The following is a 14,881-nucleotide window of genomic DNA, read 5'->3' as shown; positions in this document are numbered from 1 at the left end:
CGGCCTCTCCTTGCTCGACACGGCTTCCCCCGATTACGCATTGGACAACCCTGCATGCGACTGCTTGTATCTATCACTGGCAAGCGGCGACATGTCCCACCCCTTCGTCCAGGGAAATGAACGAGGAACAAGACGATGGCGTATAGCGTCATGATGGTATTCGGCACCCGCCCCGAAGCGATCAAGATGGCACCGCTGGCCCGGGTGCTGCGCACCTGGCCCGAGGTCAACCTGCATATCTGCTCCACCGGCCAGCACCGCGAGATGCTCGAGCAGGTGCTCACCGCCTTTGGCCTGAGCGTCGATCAGGACCTCAAGGTGATGACCCAGAACCAGACGCTCAATGGCCTGTCTCGCGACCTGCTGGACAAGCTCGACCAGGCCTATGACCAGGTCAGGCCGGACATCGTGCTGGTCCACGGCGACACCACCACCAGCTTCATCGCCAGCCTCGCGGCCTTCCAGCGGCACATTCCCATCGGCCATGTCGAAGCCGGCCTGCGCACCGGCAACTTGCAACAGCCCTGGCCCGAGGAAGCCAACCGGCGCCTGACCGGGGTACTCGCTGACCTGCACTTCACCCCGACCCGCGACTCGGACGCCAACCTGATCCGCGAAGGCGTGCCGCCAGAGCACATCGAAGTCACCGGCAACACCGTCATCGACGCCCTGTTGTGGATGCGCGACCACCTCGCCGAACGGCAATGGCAGCCAAGCGCCGACTCGCCCCTGAGCAAGCTGCGGCCGGAGCAGCGCATGGTGTTGATCACCGGCCATCGTCGGGAGAACTTCGGCCCCGGTTTCGAACGTATCTGCCTGGCACTCGCGCAGCTGGCCGAGCGCTACCCCGACGTGCAGTTCGTCTACCCGGTGCACCTCAACCCGCAGGTGCAGAAGGCCGTGTATGGCGTACTGTCGGATCGCAACAACATCCACCTGATCGCCCCCCAGGACTACCAGCACTTCGTCTGGCTGATGAACCGCGCCCAGGTCATCCTTACCGACTCCGGTGGCGTCCAGGAAGAAGCGCCGGCACTCGGCAAGCCTGTGCTTGTGCTGCGCAAGGTCACCGAGCGCCCCGCCGTGCTCAAGGGCGGCACGGTCAAGCTGGTGGGCACCGTGACTGAACGCATCGTCGAAGAAACCGCCCGGCTGCTCGACGACCCGGCGGCCTACGCGCGCATGGCGCGGGTCTATACCCCGTTTGGCGACGGCCACGCCAGCGAGCGCATCGCCGAGCGCCTCACGCGCTGGTTCGCGGAAACGGCTACCCAGCGAGACGACGCATGAGCCTGGTTTTCATCGACTTCCTCACCTATGTGCTGTTCGGCCTCAAGGTTCTGGCGATCATCCTCGCCTCTCTGATGTTCCTGCTCGGCCTCGACGACCTGTTCATTGACCTTTGCTACTGGGGCCGCAAGCTGATCCGCCGTTTCCGCATCTACGACAAGTACGAAAAGGCCGACGAGAAACGCCTGTTCGAAGTAGCGGAAAAACCCCTGGCAATCATGGTCCCGGCCTGGAACGAAGTGGGCGTGGTCGGCGAAATGGCACGCCTGGCGGCCTCGACCATCGACTACGAGAACTACCAGATCTTCGTCGGCACCTACCCCAACGACCCGCAGACCCAGGCCGACGTCGACGCCGTGTGCCTGCATTACCCGAACGTGCACAAGGTGGTCTGTGCCCGCCCCGGCCCCACCAGCAAGGCCGACTGCCTGAACAACATCATCGACGCCATCCTGCGCTTCCAGGACGATGCCCGTATCGAGTTCGCCGGTTTCATCCTGCATGATGCCGAAGACGTGATCTCGCCCATGGAATTGCGCCTGTTCAACTACCTGTTGCCGAACAAGGACATGATCCAGATCCCGGTGTACCCCTACGCGCCGGAATGGAAGGGTTTCACCGCCGGGCACTGACCGGCCAGGTGCCCAGTGCTGGCGTCGGCACCTGCTTCAGCCGCCGCGCCATCAGCGCCCTGCTCGAAGACGGCGATGGCATCGCCTTCGACGTGCAGAGCCTGACCGAAGACTACGACATCGGCTTTCGCCTGAAGCAAAAAGGCATGAAGTGCATTTTCGCCCGCTACTCCATCACCGACCCGGCGCTGGCCCTCAAGCACGAGTGGCGGCCGGGCATGAGCCGCGAATTCTCCCAGGTGATCTGTGTGCGCGAGCACTTCCCGCGCGACTGGCAGCATGCCATCCGGCAGAAGTCGCGGTGGATCGTCGGCATCGTCTTCCAGGGCACCAGCAACCTCGGCTGGAGCCGCACCGGCGCGCTCAACTACTTCCTCTGGCGCGACCGCCGCGGCCTGTTCGCCTACCTGCTGAGCTTCCTGGTCAACCTGTTGCTGCTGGTGCTGCTGGCCATGTGGCTGGTAACCGTGATCGCCCCCGATTCCTGGCGCTTCATGTCGATCCTCAGCGACAGCCAGTTGCTTACCACCCTGCTCTGGCTCAATGGTCTGATGCTGATCAACCGCCTGTTCCAGCGCGGCTGGTTCGTCACCCGCTATTACGGCATCTTCGAAGGCCTGCTGTCGGCGCCACGGATGATGTGGAGCAACTTCGTCAATTTCTTCGCCAACCTGCGCGCCCTGCGCCAGGTCATGGAGATGGGCGATTCGCGGCGGGTGGCGTGGGACAAGACCACCCACGAGTTCCCTGCCCTTGCCTCGCCGGCGCGCACGCCGCTGGGCCATCGCCTGGTGGAAAAGGGCTTCATCACCGAACAACAGCTGGAGCAGGCGATCACCAGCCCGGTGCGCCGGCGCCTGGGCCGCGAACTGCTGCTGCGCGGCTGGCTGAACAGTGAGCAACTGGTGCAAACCCTGGCCGAGCAGCTCGACCTGCCCTGGGCACCGCTCAACCCGTTCAAGCTCGCCCCACAACTGATCGCCCAACTGCCGCGCCGGCTGGCCACGCACTACGGCGTGCTGCCGGTCGCCGAAGACGGCAATACTCTGGTGCTGGCCAGCGAAAGCCCGGTCAGCCAGGTGTCGCTGGGGGTCATCAGCCGCCAGCTCAAGCGCCCGGTCAGTTGCCGCCTGGCGCCCCAGGGCCGAGTCACCCTGGGCCTGCGCTATCACTACCCAAGCCCCTGGCAAATGCCTGAAACCCAGCAGATGCTCAGCGTGCTGGAGCGGCACCAGGATGACGCCGATCTGATCGAGCAGGTCAGCCATCACCAGGTGATGCTTGGCGCCCTCCTGCAGGTACGCGGCATGGTCCCGGTCACCCTGTTCAACCAGGCACTGATCGATTTCAACCCCGAGCAGCAAAGCCTCGGCGAACACCTGATCGCCCGCGGCATCATCACCGAAGAGGTGCTGCAACAGGCCCTCGCCGAACAAGCCAGCGAACAGCAGGCTGCCTTTGACCTGACCCGGGAGGTGGCATGAAGCCGCGCCTTTCCCTCACCCTGTCCGGGCTGTTGCTGTGTTCCACTGCGCTGGCGAGCCAGGCAGCCCCCATGAGCGAATTCCAACGCTTCACCAGTTACCCCTTCATGGAACGCAGCTACCGCGAGGCGAAGAAGGACAACTGGGCCGAAGTCGAACGCCTGACCCGCCATGTACTGAGCCGCGTGCCGAACAACGACGAAGCCCGTACGCTGCTGGTCGAAGCCCTGGCACACCAGCGCCGCTACAAGGAAGCCGAAGCCATGGCCGAGCAGGTCGGCGACGGCCCCGAATACGCCAACGCCCTGCTCGAGCTGCGCCTGACCTGGATCGAGCAGGACCCGCCTGCGGCCAGCCAGGTGGAAGGCTGGCTGGCCAACGCCGATGGCACCCAGCGGGTACGCCTGTGGCAGGCCTACAGCCTGAGCCTGGCCAAGTTCGGCGGTGCCGGCAAAGCCCTGGAGTGGCTCAACCAGCTGCCGCCACGCGACGATGGCCAGGTGCTGCGCCTGGCCCGGGCCAACTTCGCCGAACAGTTGCGTAACTGGAAGGAAACCATCGAGCAACTGCAGCCTCTGGCCGACAAGGGCCAATTGCCGCCCGAAGACTGGCAGCGCCTGGCCAACGCCTATGTCCAGCAGGTCGATGAAAAGGGCCTGGAAAAGCTGCTGCAAAGCGCCCCCTCTCCCGAAGTCGCCAACCAGACGCGCCTTGCCATGGCCAATCGGGCCATCGCCGTCGGCCACAACCAACTGGCGCAGCGCTGGTTGGAAAAATTGCCCAACGAGCAGTTGCAGCAACCTGAGCAACGCCAGCAGTTGTGGGAGCTGGCCCGTGAAGGGGATGACGCGCCACTGGTACGGCAGCTGAGCAACGAGCTGCAGCGCCCTTGCCTGGAGACCGTCGACTGGTTGTCACGCCGTGACCCGGACGTTGCCCGCGAACAGTTCAAGGACTGCCCGGCCAGCGCAGACCCGCGCGCTTATGCAGTGCTCAAGCAGCGCCTGTATGGCGACCCGGTGCAGCCGCCGCAACCCCGCACAGCCACCGAGTGGGAAAAACGCTACCGTCAGAACGGTGACCTGGCCGCGCTTGAGCAAGCAACCTACCTGTTGCTGCATCAAGGCCAGAGCGAGCGCGCCCGCAACCTGCTGGAGCAGGCTTATGACCGTCGCCAGGGGCGACTGACACCTTCCCTGCTGCAGCGCCTGGGCAATATCTATGCGCGCAACGATGGCCCACTGAACAGCCAGCGCATGCTCGGGCTGATCCCCAGGGTCGACGCCGATACCCGCGCCCAGCTGCTCGGCCGCCTGGCTGAAAACGGCCAATGTGCCACGGTGCGCCGGGCCATCCCGGCAAACCCGAGCGAAGCCGGCCAGTACCGGGCCCTGGGCCGCTGCGCCATGCCCGATCAACACGGTGAAGCGGTGGTCTATTACCAGGCCGCCGAACGTCTGGGCGACAGTGGCAACCGCCTGCCCCTGGCCTACGCCCTGGAAGCGGCCGGCGATTCCGAAGCGGCCATGCCGATCTGGCGCAACCTGCCGGCCAGCGCCTGGAACGACAACGCCCGCCTGACCGCTGCCCGTGGCGCCTTGAATGCGGGCGATGCCGACGCCGCCCGCCGCTACTGGGACGCCGCCGCTCACAACAGCGCCGATGACTGGGCACTGGGTGCCGCCATCGCCCAAGCTCAGGGCGACCTGCACGCGGCACTGGGTTTCCAGCGCCAGGCCCTGGCGCACAACCCGCGTGCCGACCACTACTATGCCGCCGCCAGCACGGCGCAACTGGCCGGCGACAGTGCGCAGAGCACCGCGTGGCTGGCCGAAGCCGTGCGCCTTGAGCCCAACCAGCCGCGCTATCGTGCCGACTACGGCATGCGCCTGGCCGGCTCGCAGGACAAGGCCCTGCGACAGCAGTCCATCCCTTATCTGGAACGCGCCACCCACGACTTCCCCGAGGACTATCGCCTGGGCGAGACCCTCGCCCTGCGCTACGACGAAGCCGAGAACAGCGCAGCGGCCCGCCGCGAACTGCGCCGAGTGATCGATGTGGAAGAGAACCTGGTCGATGGCGACGACGAATACGGCAGCCTCGAAGCCCGCAAGTACCGCCAGCGCCGCGCCCACGAAACCCTCTCGCGGCGCGACACCATCACCCTGGCCAGCACCTGGTCGCCGGCAGGCACCTCGACCAACGACAAGTTCCTCGATAACGGCGAGCGCAGCGGCACCTCACGTCGCGCCCAATCACAGAACGTGCAGCTGGCCATGTGGGACCACGCCCTGGGCGAGGAACCCAGCCGCAACGGCAGCACCTTGTCGGTCTATGGCCGGGTGCTGTTCGGCGGCCAGAGCCGCACCGACTATGCGCAAAGCATGGGCACCGGCGTCGGCCTGCGCTACAAGCCGCTCGGCCAGGCCAACCTGAACCTGTATGCCGAGCTCTACCACCAGCGGCAGATCGACGATGACCACTACAGCGGCCTGAGCCTGGGCCAGTTGCTGAACCCCTCCAAGGTGGGCGGCAACTGGGGCGACTTGCGCCAGCACGCCGAATCGAGCAACGACCTGCTGCTGCGCGCCACCGCCTCGTTCCTCGACCAGGGCGACTGGCGCAACGACTGGCGGGTCGACGAAGACGACTGGAACGAGCGCTTCCTCTACCTCGATGCCGCCTGGTGGACCCGCGCCGGCGACCACGCCTGGCTGTCGCGCTACCAGCAGGGCCATGCCTGGAAGCTGCCCGGCAACTCGCCACAAACGCTCATGCCGTACGGCTTCTTCGAGTTTTCCAGCCAGGACCCAAGCAACGACTGGCGCCAGGACACTCGGGCCGGGGTCGGTGTGCGCTGGCAATGGTGGTTCGACGACGACCGCTACAACGCCTACCGCGGCTCGCTGAAGGTGCGCGCCGAGTACCAGCAGTCGCTGGGTGGCAACCTCTACAAAAGCGCCAATGGCGTGCTGGTTGGCGCGGAGATGAGCTTCTGATGCGTACGTTCCTGGCAATCTGCATGCTCGTTCTGTGCCTGCCGGCCGTGGCCGACCAACGCCTGTTCTACCAGCCACTCAACCGCGACGCCGCGGTGACCCAGTCGCAATGGCAGCAACTGTGGCGCGCCACCAAGGCGCAAGGTGGCACGACGCTGATCGTACAGTGGAGTGCCTACGGCGACAGTGACTTCGGCGGTGCCCAGGGCTGGCTGGCCAACAGCCTGCGCGAGGCCCATGCCCAAGGCCTGGAGCTGGTGCTCGGGCTGTACCTGGACCCGGCCTACTACCAGCGCATCGAGGAACTCGACGGTGACGGCCTGAACACTTACTGGAAGTCGCAACTGGGTCGCTCCCTGAGCCAGTACCAACAGGTTCGCCAGCACTGGCAATTGCCCGTTGCCGGCTGGTACCTGCCCATGGAACTGGACGACCTGCACTTTCGCGACAGCAGTCGTCGCGAGGCGTTGTACAGCCAACTGCAAGCCTTCAACCGGCGGCTGGACAAGCCGCTGCACATCAGCGCGTTCAGCGCCGGCAAGCTGGCGCCACGGGTCAATGGCGCCTGGCTGGATCAATTGGCCGGGTTGGGCTTGACTGTGTGGTGGCAGGACGGTGCCGGGACCGGGCGCTTGCCGCCGCTGGTGCGCCAGCGTTACGAACAGGCGCTGCCCTGTCGGGTGGGGGTGGTGCGCGAGGCGTTTCGCCAGGTGAGCGGGCCAGGGCAGCCGTTTCGGGCTGAACCTGCGCAACCGAAGATGAGCGGTGGGTGCCATGCCGAGGCGGTGTTTGCGCTGCGCTACCGGCCTTGGGCCCGGAGTGTTCTGCCACAGGATTGAAGTCTGTCTGTAACGGCCTCTTCGCGGGTGAACCCGCGAAGAGGCCAGTACGGGCGATGCAGTACTCCCAGGAGCCCCTGATGTTCAAGACCATCGAAGAGCACGTGCGCAAGCAGGTCGCCCCCGCCGCCCTGCGCGCCGAATTCCGCCAGCACGAATTCGAATCGATGCGCCCGTTCTGCATGCTGATATTCTGCGTCAGCATCGCCATCTGGCTGGTCTTCGACCTGATTGTCAGCTTCCTTGGCAGCCAGGGCTTCACCTGGCTGTCCTACCTGTTCATGGGCCTGCTCGGCTGCATCACCGTGGTACTGCGCTTTACCCGTCGCAGCCACCATTTCGACGTGCTCAACCTGCTGTTCATCGCCGTCATCACCCTGGGCATGCGCCTGGTGATCGAAGGCATTCCCGAACCCTTGCGCCCGGTGTGGCTGGTGCTCGGCGTGTCGACCGTACTCTATGCCGTTTCGGTGCTGCCGGTACGGCGCTGGTCGTTCTTCTGCGCCATGGCCATCACCTGGGCCATGCTCAGCCCCTTCTACCACACCCGCATCGATGTCGATCAGCTCGAAGGTGCCATGCTGCTGAGCTACGCGGTGTTCCTCAGCGGGCTGGTGATCTACAGCTACCTGCAGATGCGCCAGGCCAAGCTGCACAATTTCTACCTGTCCAAGGTACTGCTGGAGCAGGCTTACTTCGACGCCCTGACCGAGATCCCCAACCGCCGGGCGTTCATGACCAATGCCGAACGCCAGATCCGCCTGGGCACGCCCGGGCAATACCTGGCGATGATCGACATCGACAATTTCAAGCGGGTAAACGACCGCTACGGCCATGACGTGGGCGACGCCGTACTCAAGCGCGTGGCGGTGCATATCAAGGCGGGGGTGCAAGGGCACGAATTCGCCCGGCTGGGTGGCGAGGAGTTCGCCATCTTCTTCGCCGGGCTGAATCAGCAGGCTGCCGAGCGATGCGTGGCGGCCTTGTGCGAGCGGGTGCGCAAGGATCTTGGCGTGCCACCGGTAACCATCAGTATCGGCCTGGCCAGGGTGGACAGCGGTGAGACGCTCAGCATGGCGCTGATACATGCCGACCAGGCGCTGTACGAGGCCAAGCACAGCGGCAAGGACCGCTTCGTGCTATGGACTAGCCAGCTGGCAGCCGAATCCTGAACTGCGCCCCGCCCAGCGCCGACTGCGCCACGGTCAGCGTCCCGCCCTGCCCCTCGATTGCCCGGCGGCTGATCGCCAGGCCCAGGCCAAAGCCACCGGTATTGCGGTCGCGGCTGCGGTCCAGGCGGTAGAACGGCTGGAAGATCCGCTCACGCTCCTCGGCCGGGATGCCGATGCCGTCATCCTCCACGGTCAACAGGCAAGCACCGTCCTCCTCCAGTCGCAGGCGCAGCAACAGGCTTTCATCGCAGTAGCGCATGGCGTTGCGCACCAGGTTCTGCACCGCCCGAGCGGTCAGCCGCGGGTCCAGCACGAAGCGTGGCAGGTTGCCCTCGGCCTGCACCTCCCACTGGATGGCGCGGGTATCGAGTTCTTCGGCAAAGCCGCCGAGCACGCTGTCAACCAGCTCCAGCAACGACACTTCGACCCGCTCACGGGCCTGGTCGGCGTTGTACAGGCGGCTGTACGACAGCAGCTCGAGCACCAGTTCATCCAGCTCGCGCACGTGCCCGACCAGCTCCAGCAGGCGCTTGCGGCTGGCGGCTGGCACCTCGTCGAACAGCAGCACCAGGCCGAAATCCAGCCGGGTCAGTGGCGTGCGCAGCTCGTGGGACACCGCGTTGAGCAGTTCGCGCTGCTGGTTGACGTGGCGTTCGAGGTCACTGGCCATGGTGTCGAACACCCCTGCCAGTTCGCCGATGTTCGAGTGCGGCGAGATGTGCGTGCGCTCGGCCATCTGCCCTTGGCCCAGGCGCCGGGCGGTTTCCTTCAGGCGCTCAAGGTCGCGCCAGTGCGGCCACACCCAGAGCAGCAGGCAGCCGAGCATGGCCGCGCCGATCAGTACCGTCACACCCCAGGACAACACGTTGATGTCCAGTGGGTCTGGTGGTGAATGCAGGCTGACCAGCCAGTCCTGATCCAACGGTGCCAGTGCCGTTCTGTAATAGCCCCAGTCACCGATGCGCACGGCATACAGGCCGTGCTCCAGACGCGCTTTCTCTTGCGCGCTCAGGCCGGCCTCTTCGCTACGCAGCAGCTTGACCTCCAGTGGCGCAAAGACCTTGGCCAGGTCCTGCTCCACCGCCGGCCATTGCGCCTGCGGCGCCTGCTGGAACTGGCGCACGATGAGCGACTGCACACCCTTGGCCTGGTCCAGGTTGTAGGCCATGAAACGGTCATGGAACAGGCCGACGATGGCGTCCGGGATCAACAGCAATGCCCCGGCGTAAGCGACGATGATGACCAGATACAGGCGCACCAGGATTTTCAGCATGGCGCGTCAGCACTCCCACTCGACACGGCTGAACAGGTAACCCTTGCCCCACACGGTCTTGATCTTGCGGGCCTCGCCGGCATTGTCGTCGAACTTGCGGCGCAGCTTGGAAATGGCCACGTCCACCGAACGGTCGGTACCGTTGAATTCGATGCCGCGCAGTTGCTGGAGAATGCGGTCGCGGCTGAGTACCACACCGGCATTGCGCGCCAGCACCACCAGCAGGTTGTATTCGCCGCTGGACAGCTCCACCTCTTCGCCACGCCAGCTGACCTGGCGCTCGGCGAGGTCGATACGCAGGCCACCGATGACGATCTGGTGGTTGTCCAGGCGCGGCTCGTTGACGCTGCTGCGGCGCAGCAAGGTGCGTACACGGGCCAACAGCACCCGGGGCTCACAAGGTTTGGTCACGTAATCGTCGGCCCCCATCTCCAGGCCCAGCACCTGGTCGTGGCTGTCGTCGCGGGCGGTCAGCATCAGGATCGGCAGGCTCTGCGATTCCTGGCGCAGCAGGCGGCACAGTTGCAGGCCGTCGATACCGGGGAGCATCAGGTCGAGAATCACCAGGTCGGGGTGGTCTTGCCGGAACGCGTCCAGCACGTGATCGCCACGGGCTATCACCCGGACATGGAAATCGTTGCGTTGCAGGTAGCTGGCGATCAGCTCGGACAGCGCACTGTCGTCTTCGACCAAAAGAATGTTGGGCATGGAATTTTGCTTGTAGGAGCGGATTCATCCGCGATGAGGCCGGAACAGGTACTCGCAGAATATAGAATCCTACTAACCGGCAGGACTCCTCTTAACACTTTTTCACACAGGTCCTACAGGTGTTAACAGCCATCCGAGGAACGGTTGCCTTAGGATATGCAGGGTCATCATCGGAAGATCCGCATGCCTATCACCCTCTCCCCACACCTGCGCCCCCTGGCGCTGGTGGCGCTTCTTGCACTGCCCCTGGCCGGTTGCGATCCTTCGGCCGAGCAGGACGAACAACAACCCACGCCGCAAGTCCGGGTAGAAACCCTGCAATTGCAGCCCCTGGCCATCAGCACCGAGCTGAGTGGGCGCATTCTCGCCCCGCGTACTGCCGAAGTACGCGCGCGCGTCGCGGGCGTGGTGCTCAAGCGCGTCTATCGCGAAGGCAGCGACGTCAAACAGGGCGATGTGCTGTTCCTCATCGACCCGGCGCCGTTCAAGGCCGACCACGACAGCGCCCGCGCCATCCTGGCCAAGGCCGAAGCCACCCTGTACCAGGCACGCCTGCAAGAGCAGCGCTACCGCCAGCTGGTCGACGACAAGGCGGTCAGCCGCCAGGAGTACGACAACGCCCGCGCCGCCTTCCTCCAGGCCGACGCTGCCGTTGCCGAAGCCAAGGCTGCGCTGGAGCGCGCCCGCCTGAACCTGGGTTACGCCACGGTCACCGCGCCGATTTCCGGGCGCATCGGCCGTGCCCTGGTCGGCCAGAACGAGACCACGCCGCTGGCGACCATCCAGCAGCTCGACCCGATCCATGCCGACGTCACCCAGTCGACCCGCGAACTCAACGCCCTGCGCCGTGCACTGCGCGCCGGGGAGCTGCAACAGGCCGGCGACGGCCAGGCCCGTGCCACGCTGATCCAGGACGATGGCAGTGCCTACCCGCTGCCGGGCAAGCTGCTGTTCTCCGACATCAGTGTCGACCCGAGCACCAACCAGATCACCCTGCGCAGTGAATTCCCCAACCCGGACCTCGACCTGCTGCCGGGCAGCTACGTGCGCGTGCGCCTTGAGCAAGCTGTGCAGCCCAAGGGCCTGAGCGTGCCGCAGCGGGCCATCCTGCGCGACAGTGCCGGGGTACCGAAAGTGCTGGTGGTCGACGCGCAGTCGCGCATCAGCGAACGCCAGGTGGTGCTGGGTACAGCCCAAGGTGATCGCTGGCGGGTCACCGAGGGCCTGGCGCCCGGCGAACGGGTCGTGGTCGAAGGCCTGCAACACGTCAAGGCGGGCGACCAGGTCCAGGTCGACGCCGAGGCTCAGTCCATCGTCCAGCACAACGGCCAGTGAGGGCCTGATCCATGCCGCAGTTCTTCATCGACCGCCCGATTTTCGCCTGGGTGATCGCGCTGTTCATCCTGCTTGCCGGCGTCCTGGCCATCCCCCGGCTGCCGGTGGCGCAGTACCCCAACGTGGCGCCGCCGCAGGTGGAAATCTACGCCGTGTACCCAGGCGCCTCGGCGGCGACCCTGGACGAAAGCGTGGTCAGCCTGATCGAGCAGGAGCTCAACGGCGCCGACAACCTGTTGTACTTCTCGTCACAAAGCAGCCTGGGCAGCGCCACCATCACCGCTACCTTCGAGCCGGGCACCCACCCCGACCTGGCCCAGGTCGATGTGCAAAACCGCCTCAAAGTGGTCGAGTCGCGCCTGCCGCGCCAGGTCACCCAGCAAGGCCTGCAGGTGGAGAAGGTGTCCACCGGCTTCCTGCTGCTCGGCACCCTCACCTCCGAGGACGGCAGCCTCGATGAAACCGCACTGTCGGACATCCTTGCACGCAACGTGATGAACGAAATCCGCCGCCTCAAGGGCGTCGGCAAGGCGCAGCTGTATGGCTCCGAGCGCGCCATGCGCATCTGGATCGACCCGCGCAGGCTGATCGGTTTCAACCTCACCCCCAACGATGTGGCCGAGGCCATTGCCGCGCAGAACGCCCAGGTCGCCCCCGGCAGCATCGGCGACCTGCCCGCCCGCGGCACCCAGGAAATCACCGCCAACGTGGTGGTCCGCGGCCAGCTGAGCACGCCGGAGGAATTCGCCGCCATTGTCCTGCGCGCCAACCCGGATGGCTCCAGTGTCACCGTCGGCGATGTCGCCCGGGTCGAAATCGGCGCCCAGGAGTATCAGTACGGCACCCGCCTGAACGGCAAGCCGGCCACCGCTTTCAGCGTGCAACTGGCACCGGGCGCCAACGCCATGGAAACCGCCACCCTGGTGCGGGCGAAGATGAAAGAGCTGTCGCGCTACTTCCCCGAAGGGGTCAAGTACGACATCCCCTACGACACCTCGCCGTTCGTCAAGGTATCAATCCAGCAGGTCATCAACACCCTGTTCGAAGCCATGCTGCTGGTGTTTGCGGTGATGTTCCTGTTCCTGCAGAACCTGCGCTACACGCTGATCCCGACCCTGGTAGTACCCGTGGCGCTGATGGGCACGTTCGCCGTGATGCTGGCCATGGGTTTCTCGGTCAACGTACTGACCCTGTTTGGCATGGTGCTGGCCATCGGTATCCTGGTCGACGATGCCATCGTGGTGGTGGAGAACGTCGAGCGGATCATGGCCGAGGAAGGCCTGCCGCCTCGCGAGGCCACACGCAAGGCCATGGGCCAGATCAGCGGCGCCATCGTCGGCATTACCCTGGTGCTGGTGGCAGTATTCCTGCCGATGGCCTTCATGAAGGGTTCGGTAGGTGTGATCTACCAGCAGTTCTCGCTGTCAATGGCGGTGTCGATCCTGTTCTCGGCGTTCCTCGCCCTGAGCCTGACCCCGGCCCTGTGCGCCACCCTGCTCAAACCGCTGGCCAAGGGCGAGCATCAGCAACGCCAAGGCTTCTTCGGTTGGTTCAACCGCCGCTTCGAAAGCCTGAGCAACGGTTACCAGCGCTGGGTGCTGCAAGCGCTGAAGCGCAGTGGCCGCTACCTGTTGCTGTATGGCGTGCTGCTGGCCGTGCTGGGATATGGCTTCAGCCAGTTGCCTACGGCGTTCCTGCCCACCGAAGACCAGGGTTACACCATCACCGACATCCAGCTGCCACCCGGTGCCAGCCGCATGCGCACCGAGCAGGTCGCCGCCCAGATCGAGGCGCACAACGCCGAGGAGCCGGGCGTCGGCAACACCACGCTGATCCTCGGTTTCAGCTTCTCGGGCAGCGGCCAGAACGCCGCGCTGGCCTTCACCACGCTCAAGGACTGGTCCGAGCGCGGTGGCGACGACAGCGCGCAGTCGATCGCCGACCGGGCCACCCTGGCCTTCACCCAGCTCAAGGACGCCGTGGCCTATTCCGTGCTGCCACCACCGATCGACGGCCTGGGTGAGTCGACCGGCTTTGAACTACGCCTGCAGGACCGCGGCGGCATGGGTCATGAGGCGCTGATGGCCGCCCGTGACGAACTGCTGGCCGGCGCGCACAAGAGCAAGCTGCTGGCCAACGTGCGCGAGTCCTCGCTGGCCGAAAGCCCGCAGGTGCAGCTGGAAATCGACCGTCGCCAGGCCAACGCCCTGGGCGTTTCATTCGCCGCCATCGGCTCGGTGCTGGACGTTGCTGTGGGCTCCAGCTACGTCAACGACTTCCCCAACCAGGGCCGCATGCAGCGGGTGGTGGTGCAGGCCGAAGGCGACCAGCGCAGCCAGGTGGAAGACTTGCTGAAGATCCACGTGCGCAACAACAGCGGCAAGATGGTGCCCCTGGGCGCGTTCGTCCAGGCCAAGTGGGTCAGCGGCCCGGTGCAACTGACCCGCTACAACGGCTACCCGGCGGTGGCGATTTCCGGAGAGCCGGCAGCGGGCTACAGCTCGGGTGAGGCCATGGCCGAAATCGAGCGCCTGGTCGCCCAGCTGCCGGCCGGCGCCGGCCTGGAGTGGACCGGCCTGTCGCTGCAGGAACGCCTGTCCGGCAGCCAGGCGCCACTGCTGATGGCGTTGTCGTTGCTGGTGGTGTTCCTGTGCCTGGCGGCGCTGTACGAAAGCTGGTCGATCCCCACCGCCGTGCTGCTGGTGGTACCGCTCGGCGTGCTTGGCGCGGTGCTGGCGGTGACCCTGCGGGGCATGCCCAACGACGTGTTCTTCAAAGTCGGCCTGATCACCCTGATTGGCCTGTCGGCGAAGAACGCCATCCTCATCATCGAGTTCGCCAAGGAGCTGGTCGACCAGGGTGTGGACGCTGTCGACGCCGCCGTACAGGCCGCCCGCCTGCGCCTGCGGCCGATCGTCATGACCTCGCTGGCGTTCATCCTCGGTGTGGTGCCGTTGGCCATCGCTACCGGCGCAAGTTCCGCGAGCCAGCAGGCGATCGGCACCGGTGTGATCGGCGGGATGCTCAGCGCCACCCTGGCAGTGGTGTTCGTGCCAGTGTTCTTCGTGGTGGTGATGCGCCTGGCTGGACGCGACCGCAACAAGGCCGAACAGACGCAGGCCAGCGAAGCCTGACTGGACAAGCCGGGC

8 protein-coding genes and 1 pseudogene are annotated in these 14,881 nt (G+C 65.5%); 7 read left to right on the top strand and 2 right to left on the bottom strand.

What is annotated here, in order from left to right; genetic code table 11:
• Positions 1-135 precede the first annotated feature (135 nt).
• The 5 genes and pseudogenes from wecB (at position 136) to ACTORR_RS27535 (ending at position 8,416) form a co-directional block, all read left to right on the top strand.
• Entirely contained in the window at positions 136-1,290 is a 1,155-nt protein-coding gene (wecB, locus tag ACTORR_RS27555; RefSeq protein ID WP_054885443.1) for a non-hydrolyzing UDP-N-acetylglucosamine 2-epimerase, read from the top strand.
• A pseudogene (gene nfrB, locus ACTORR_RS27550) lies at positions 1,287-3,406 on the top strand (cyclic di-3',5'-guanylate-activated glycosyltransferase NfrB). Before wecB ends, nfrB begins: the two are co-directional and overlap by 4 nt.
• On the top strand, positions 3,403-6,405 hold the full coding sequence (locus ACTORR_RS27545; protein WP_313365105.1) for a phage receptor: 3,003 nt from the start codon (positions 3,403-3,405) through the stop codon (positions 6,403-6,405). Before nfrB ends, ACTORR_RS27545 begins: the two are co-directional and overlap by 4 nt.
• Positions 6,405-7,244 carry a DUF4434 family protein gene (locus ACTORR_RS27540; RefSeq protein WP_313365104.1) on the top strand — a complete coding sequence of 280 codons (840 nt, stop codon included), beginning with the start codon at positions 6,405-6,407 and terminating at the stop codon, positions 7,242-7,244. The genes ACTORR_RS27545 and ACTORR_RS27540 overlap by 1 nt, the downstream gene beginning before the upstream one ends.
• 80 nt (positions 7,245-7,324) lie before the next feature.
• Positions 7,325-8,416 carry a GGDEF domain-containing protein gene (locus tag ACTORR_RS27535; RefSeq protein WP_099814019.1) on the top strand — a complete coding sequence of 364 codons (1,092 nt, stop codon included), beginning with the start codon at positions 7,325-7,327 and terminating at the stop codon, positions 8,414-8,416.
• Here ACTORR_RS27535 and ACTORR_RS27530 read toward each other — a convergent pair.
• Positions 8,391-9,689 carry an ATP-binding protein gene (locus tag ACTORR_RS27530; RefSeq protein WP_054885448.1) on the bottom strand — a complete coding sequence of 433 codons (1,299 nt, stop codon included), beginning with the start codon at positions 9,687-9,689 and terminating at the stop codon, positions 8,391-8,393. The two genes, ACTORR_RS27535 and ACTORR_RS27530, sit on opposite strands and share 26 nt — an antisense overlap.
• Positions 9,690-9,695: 6 nt before the next feature.
• Complete coding sequence (locus ACTORR_RS27525; protein ID WP_054885449.1) at positions 9,696-10,397, bottom strand: response regulator transcription factor; 702 nt, start codon at positions 10,395-10,397, stop codon at positions 9,696-9,698.
• A 183-nt stretch (positions 10,398-10,580) separates the two neighbouring features.
• Between ACTORR_RS27525 and ACTORR_RS27520 the strand changes: the two genes are divergently transcribed.
• Positions 10,581-11,732, top strand: a complete 1,152-nt coding sequence (locus ACTORR_RS27520) for an efflux RND transporter periplasmic adaptor subunit (RefSeq protein ID WP_313365102.1) — start codon at positions 10,581-10,583, stop codon at positions 11,730-11,732.
• Between the two features lie 11 nt (positions 11,733-11,743).
• Positions 11,744-14,866, top strand: a complete 3,123-nt coding sequence (locus ACTORR_RS27515; RefSeq protein WP_262109507.1) for an efflux RND transporter permease subunit — start codon at positions 11,744-11,746, stop codon at positions 14,864-14,866.
• The last annotated feature ends 15 nt before the right edge of the window (positions 14,867-14,881 follow it).

The organism is Pseudomonas sp. SAR267 (genome assembly GCF_052077595.1).
GTDB classification, from domain to species: domain Bacteria; phylum Pseudomonadota; class Gammaproteobacteria; order Pseudomonadales; family Pseudomonadaceae; genus Aquipseudomonas; species Aquipseudomonas vlassakiae.
Note: the sequence above shows the minus strand (reverse complement) of the source record. Positions and strands in the feature narration are given on the sequence as shown.

Excerpts from the sequence above, each read along its gene's own strand:
- ACTORR_RS27515 (WP_262109507.1), top strand. The coding sequence starts at position 11,744 with ATGCCGCAGTTCTTCATCGACCGCCCGATTTTCGCCTGGGTGATCGCG.
- ACTORR_RS27520 (WP_313365102.1), top strand. The coding sequence starts at position 10,581 with ATGCCTATCACCCTCTCCCCACACCTGCGCCCCCTGGCGCTGGTGGCG.
- ACTORR_RS27535 (WP_099814019.1), top strand. The coding sequence starts at position 7,325 with ATGTTCAAGACCATCGAAGAGCACGTGCGCAAGCAGGTCGCCCCCGCC.
- ACTORR_RS27540 (WP_313365104.1), top strand. The coding sequence starts at position 6,405 with ATGCGTACGTTCCTGGCAATCTGCATGCTCGTTCTGTGCCTGCCGGCC.
- ACTORR_RS27545 (WP_313365105.1), top strand. The coding sequence starts at position 3,403 with ATGAAGCCGCGCCTTTCCCTCACCCTGTCCGGGCTGTTGCTGTGTTCC.
- ACTORR_RS27525 (WP_054885449.1), bottom strand. The coding sequence starts at position 10,397 with ATGCCCAACATTCTTTTGGTCGAAGACGACAGTGCGCTGTCCGAGCTG.
- wecB (WP_054885443.1), top strand. The coding sequence starts at position 136 with ATGGCGTATAGCGTCATGATGGTATTCGGCACCCGCCCCGAAGCGATC.
- ACTORR_RS27530 (WP_054885448.1), bottom strand. The coding sequence starts at position 9,689 with ATGCTGAAAATCCTGGTGCGCCTGTATCTGGTCATCATCGTCGCTTAC.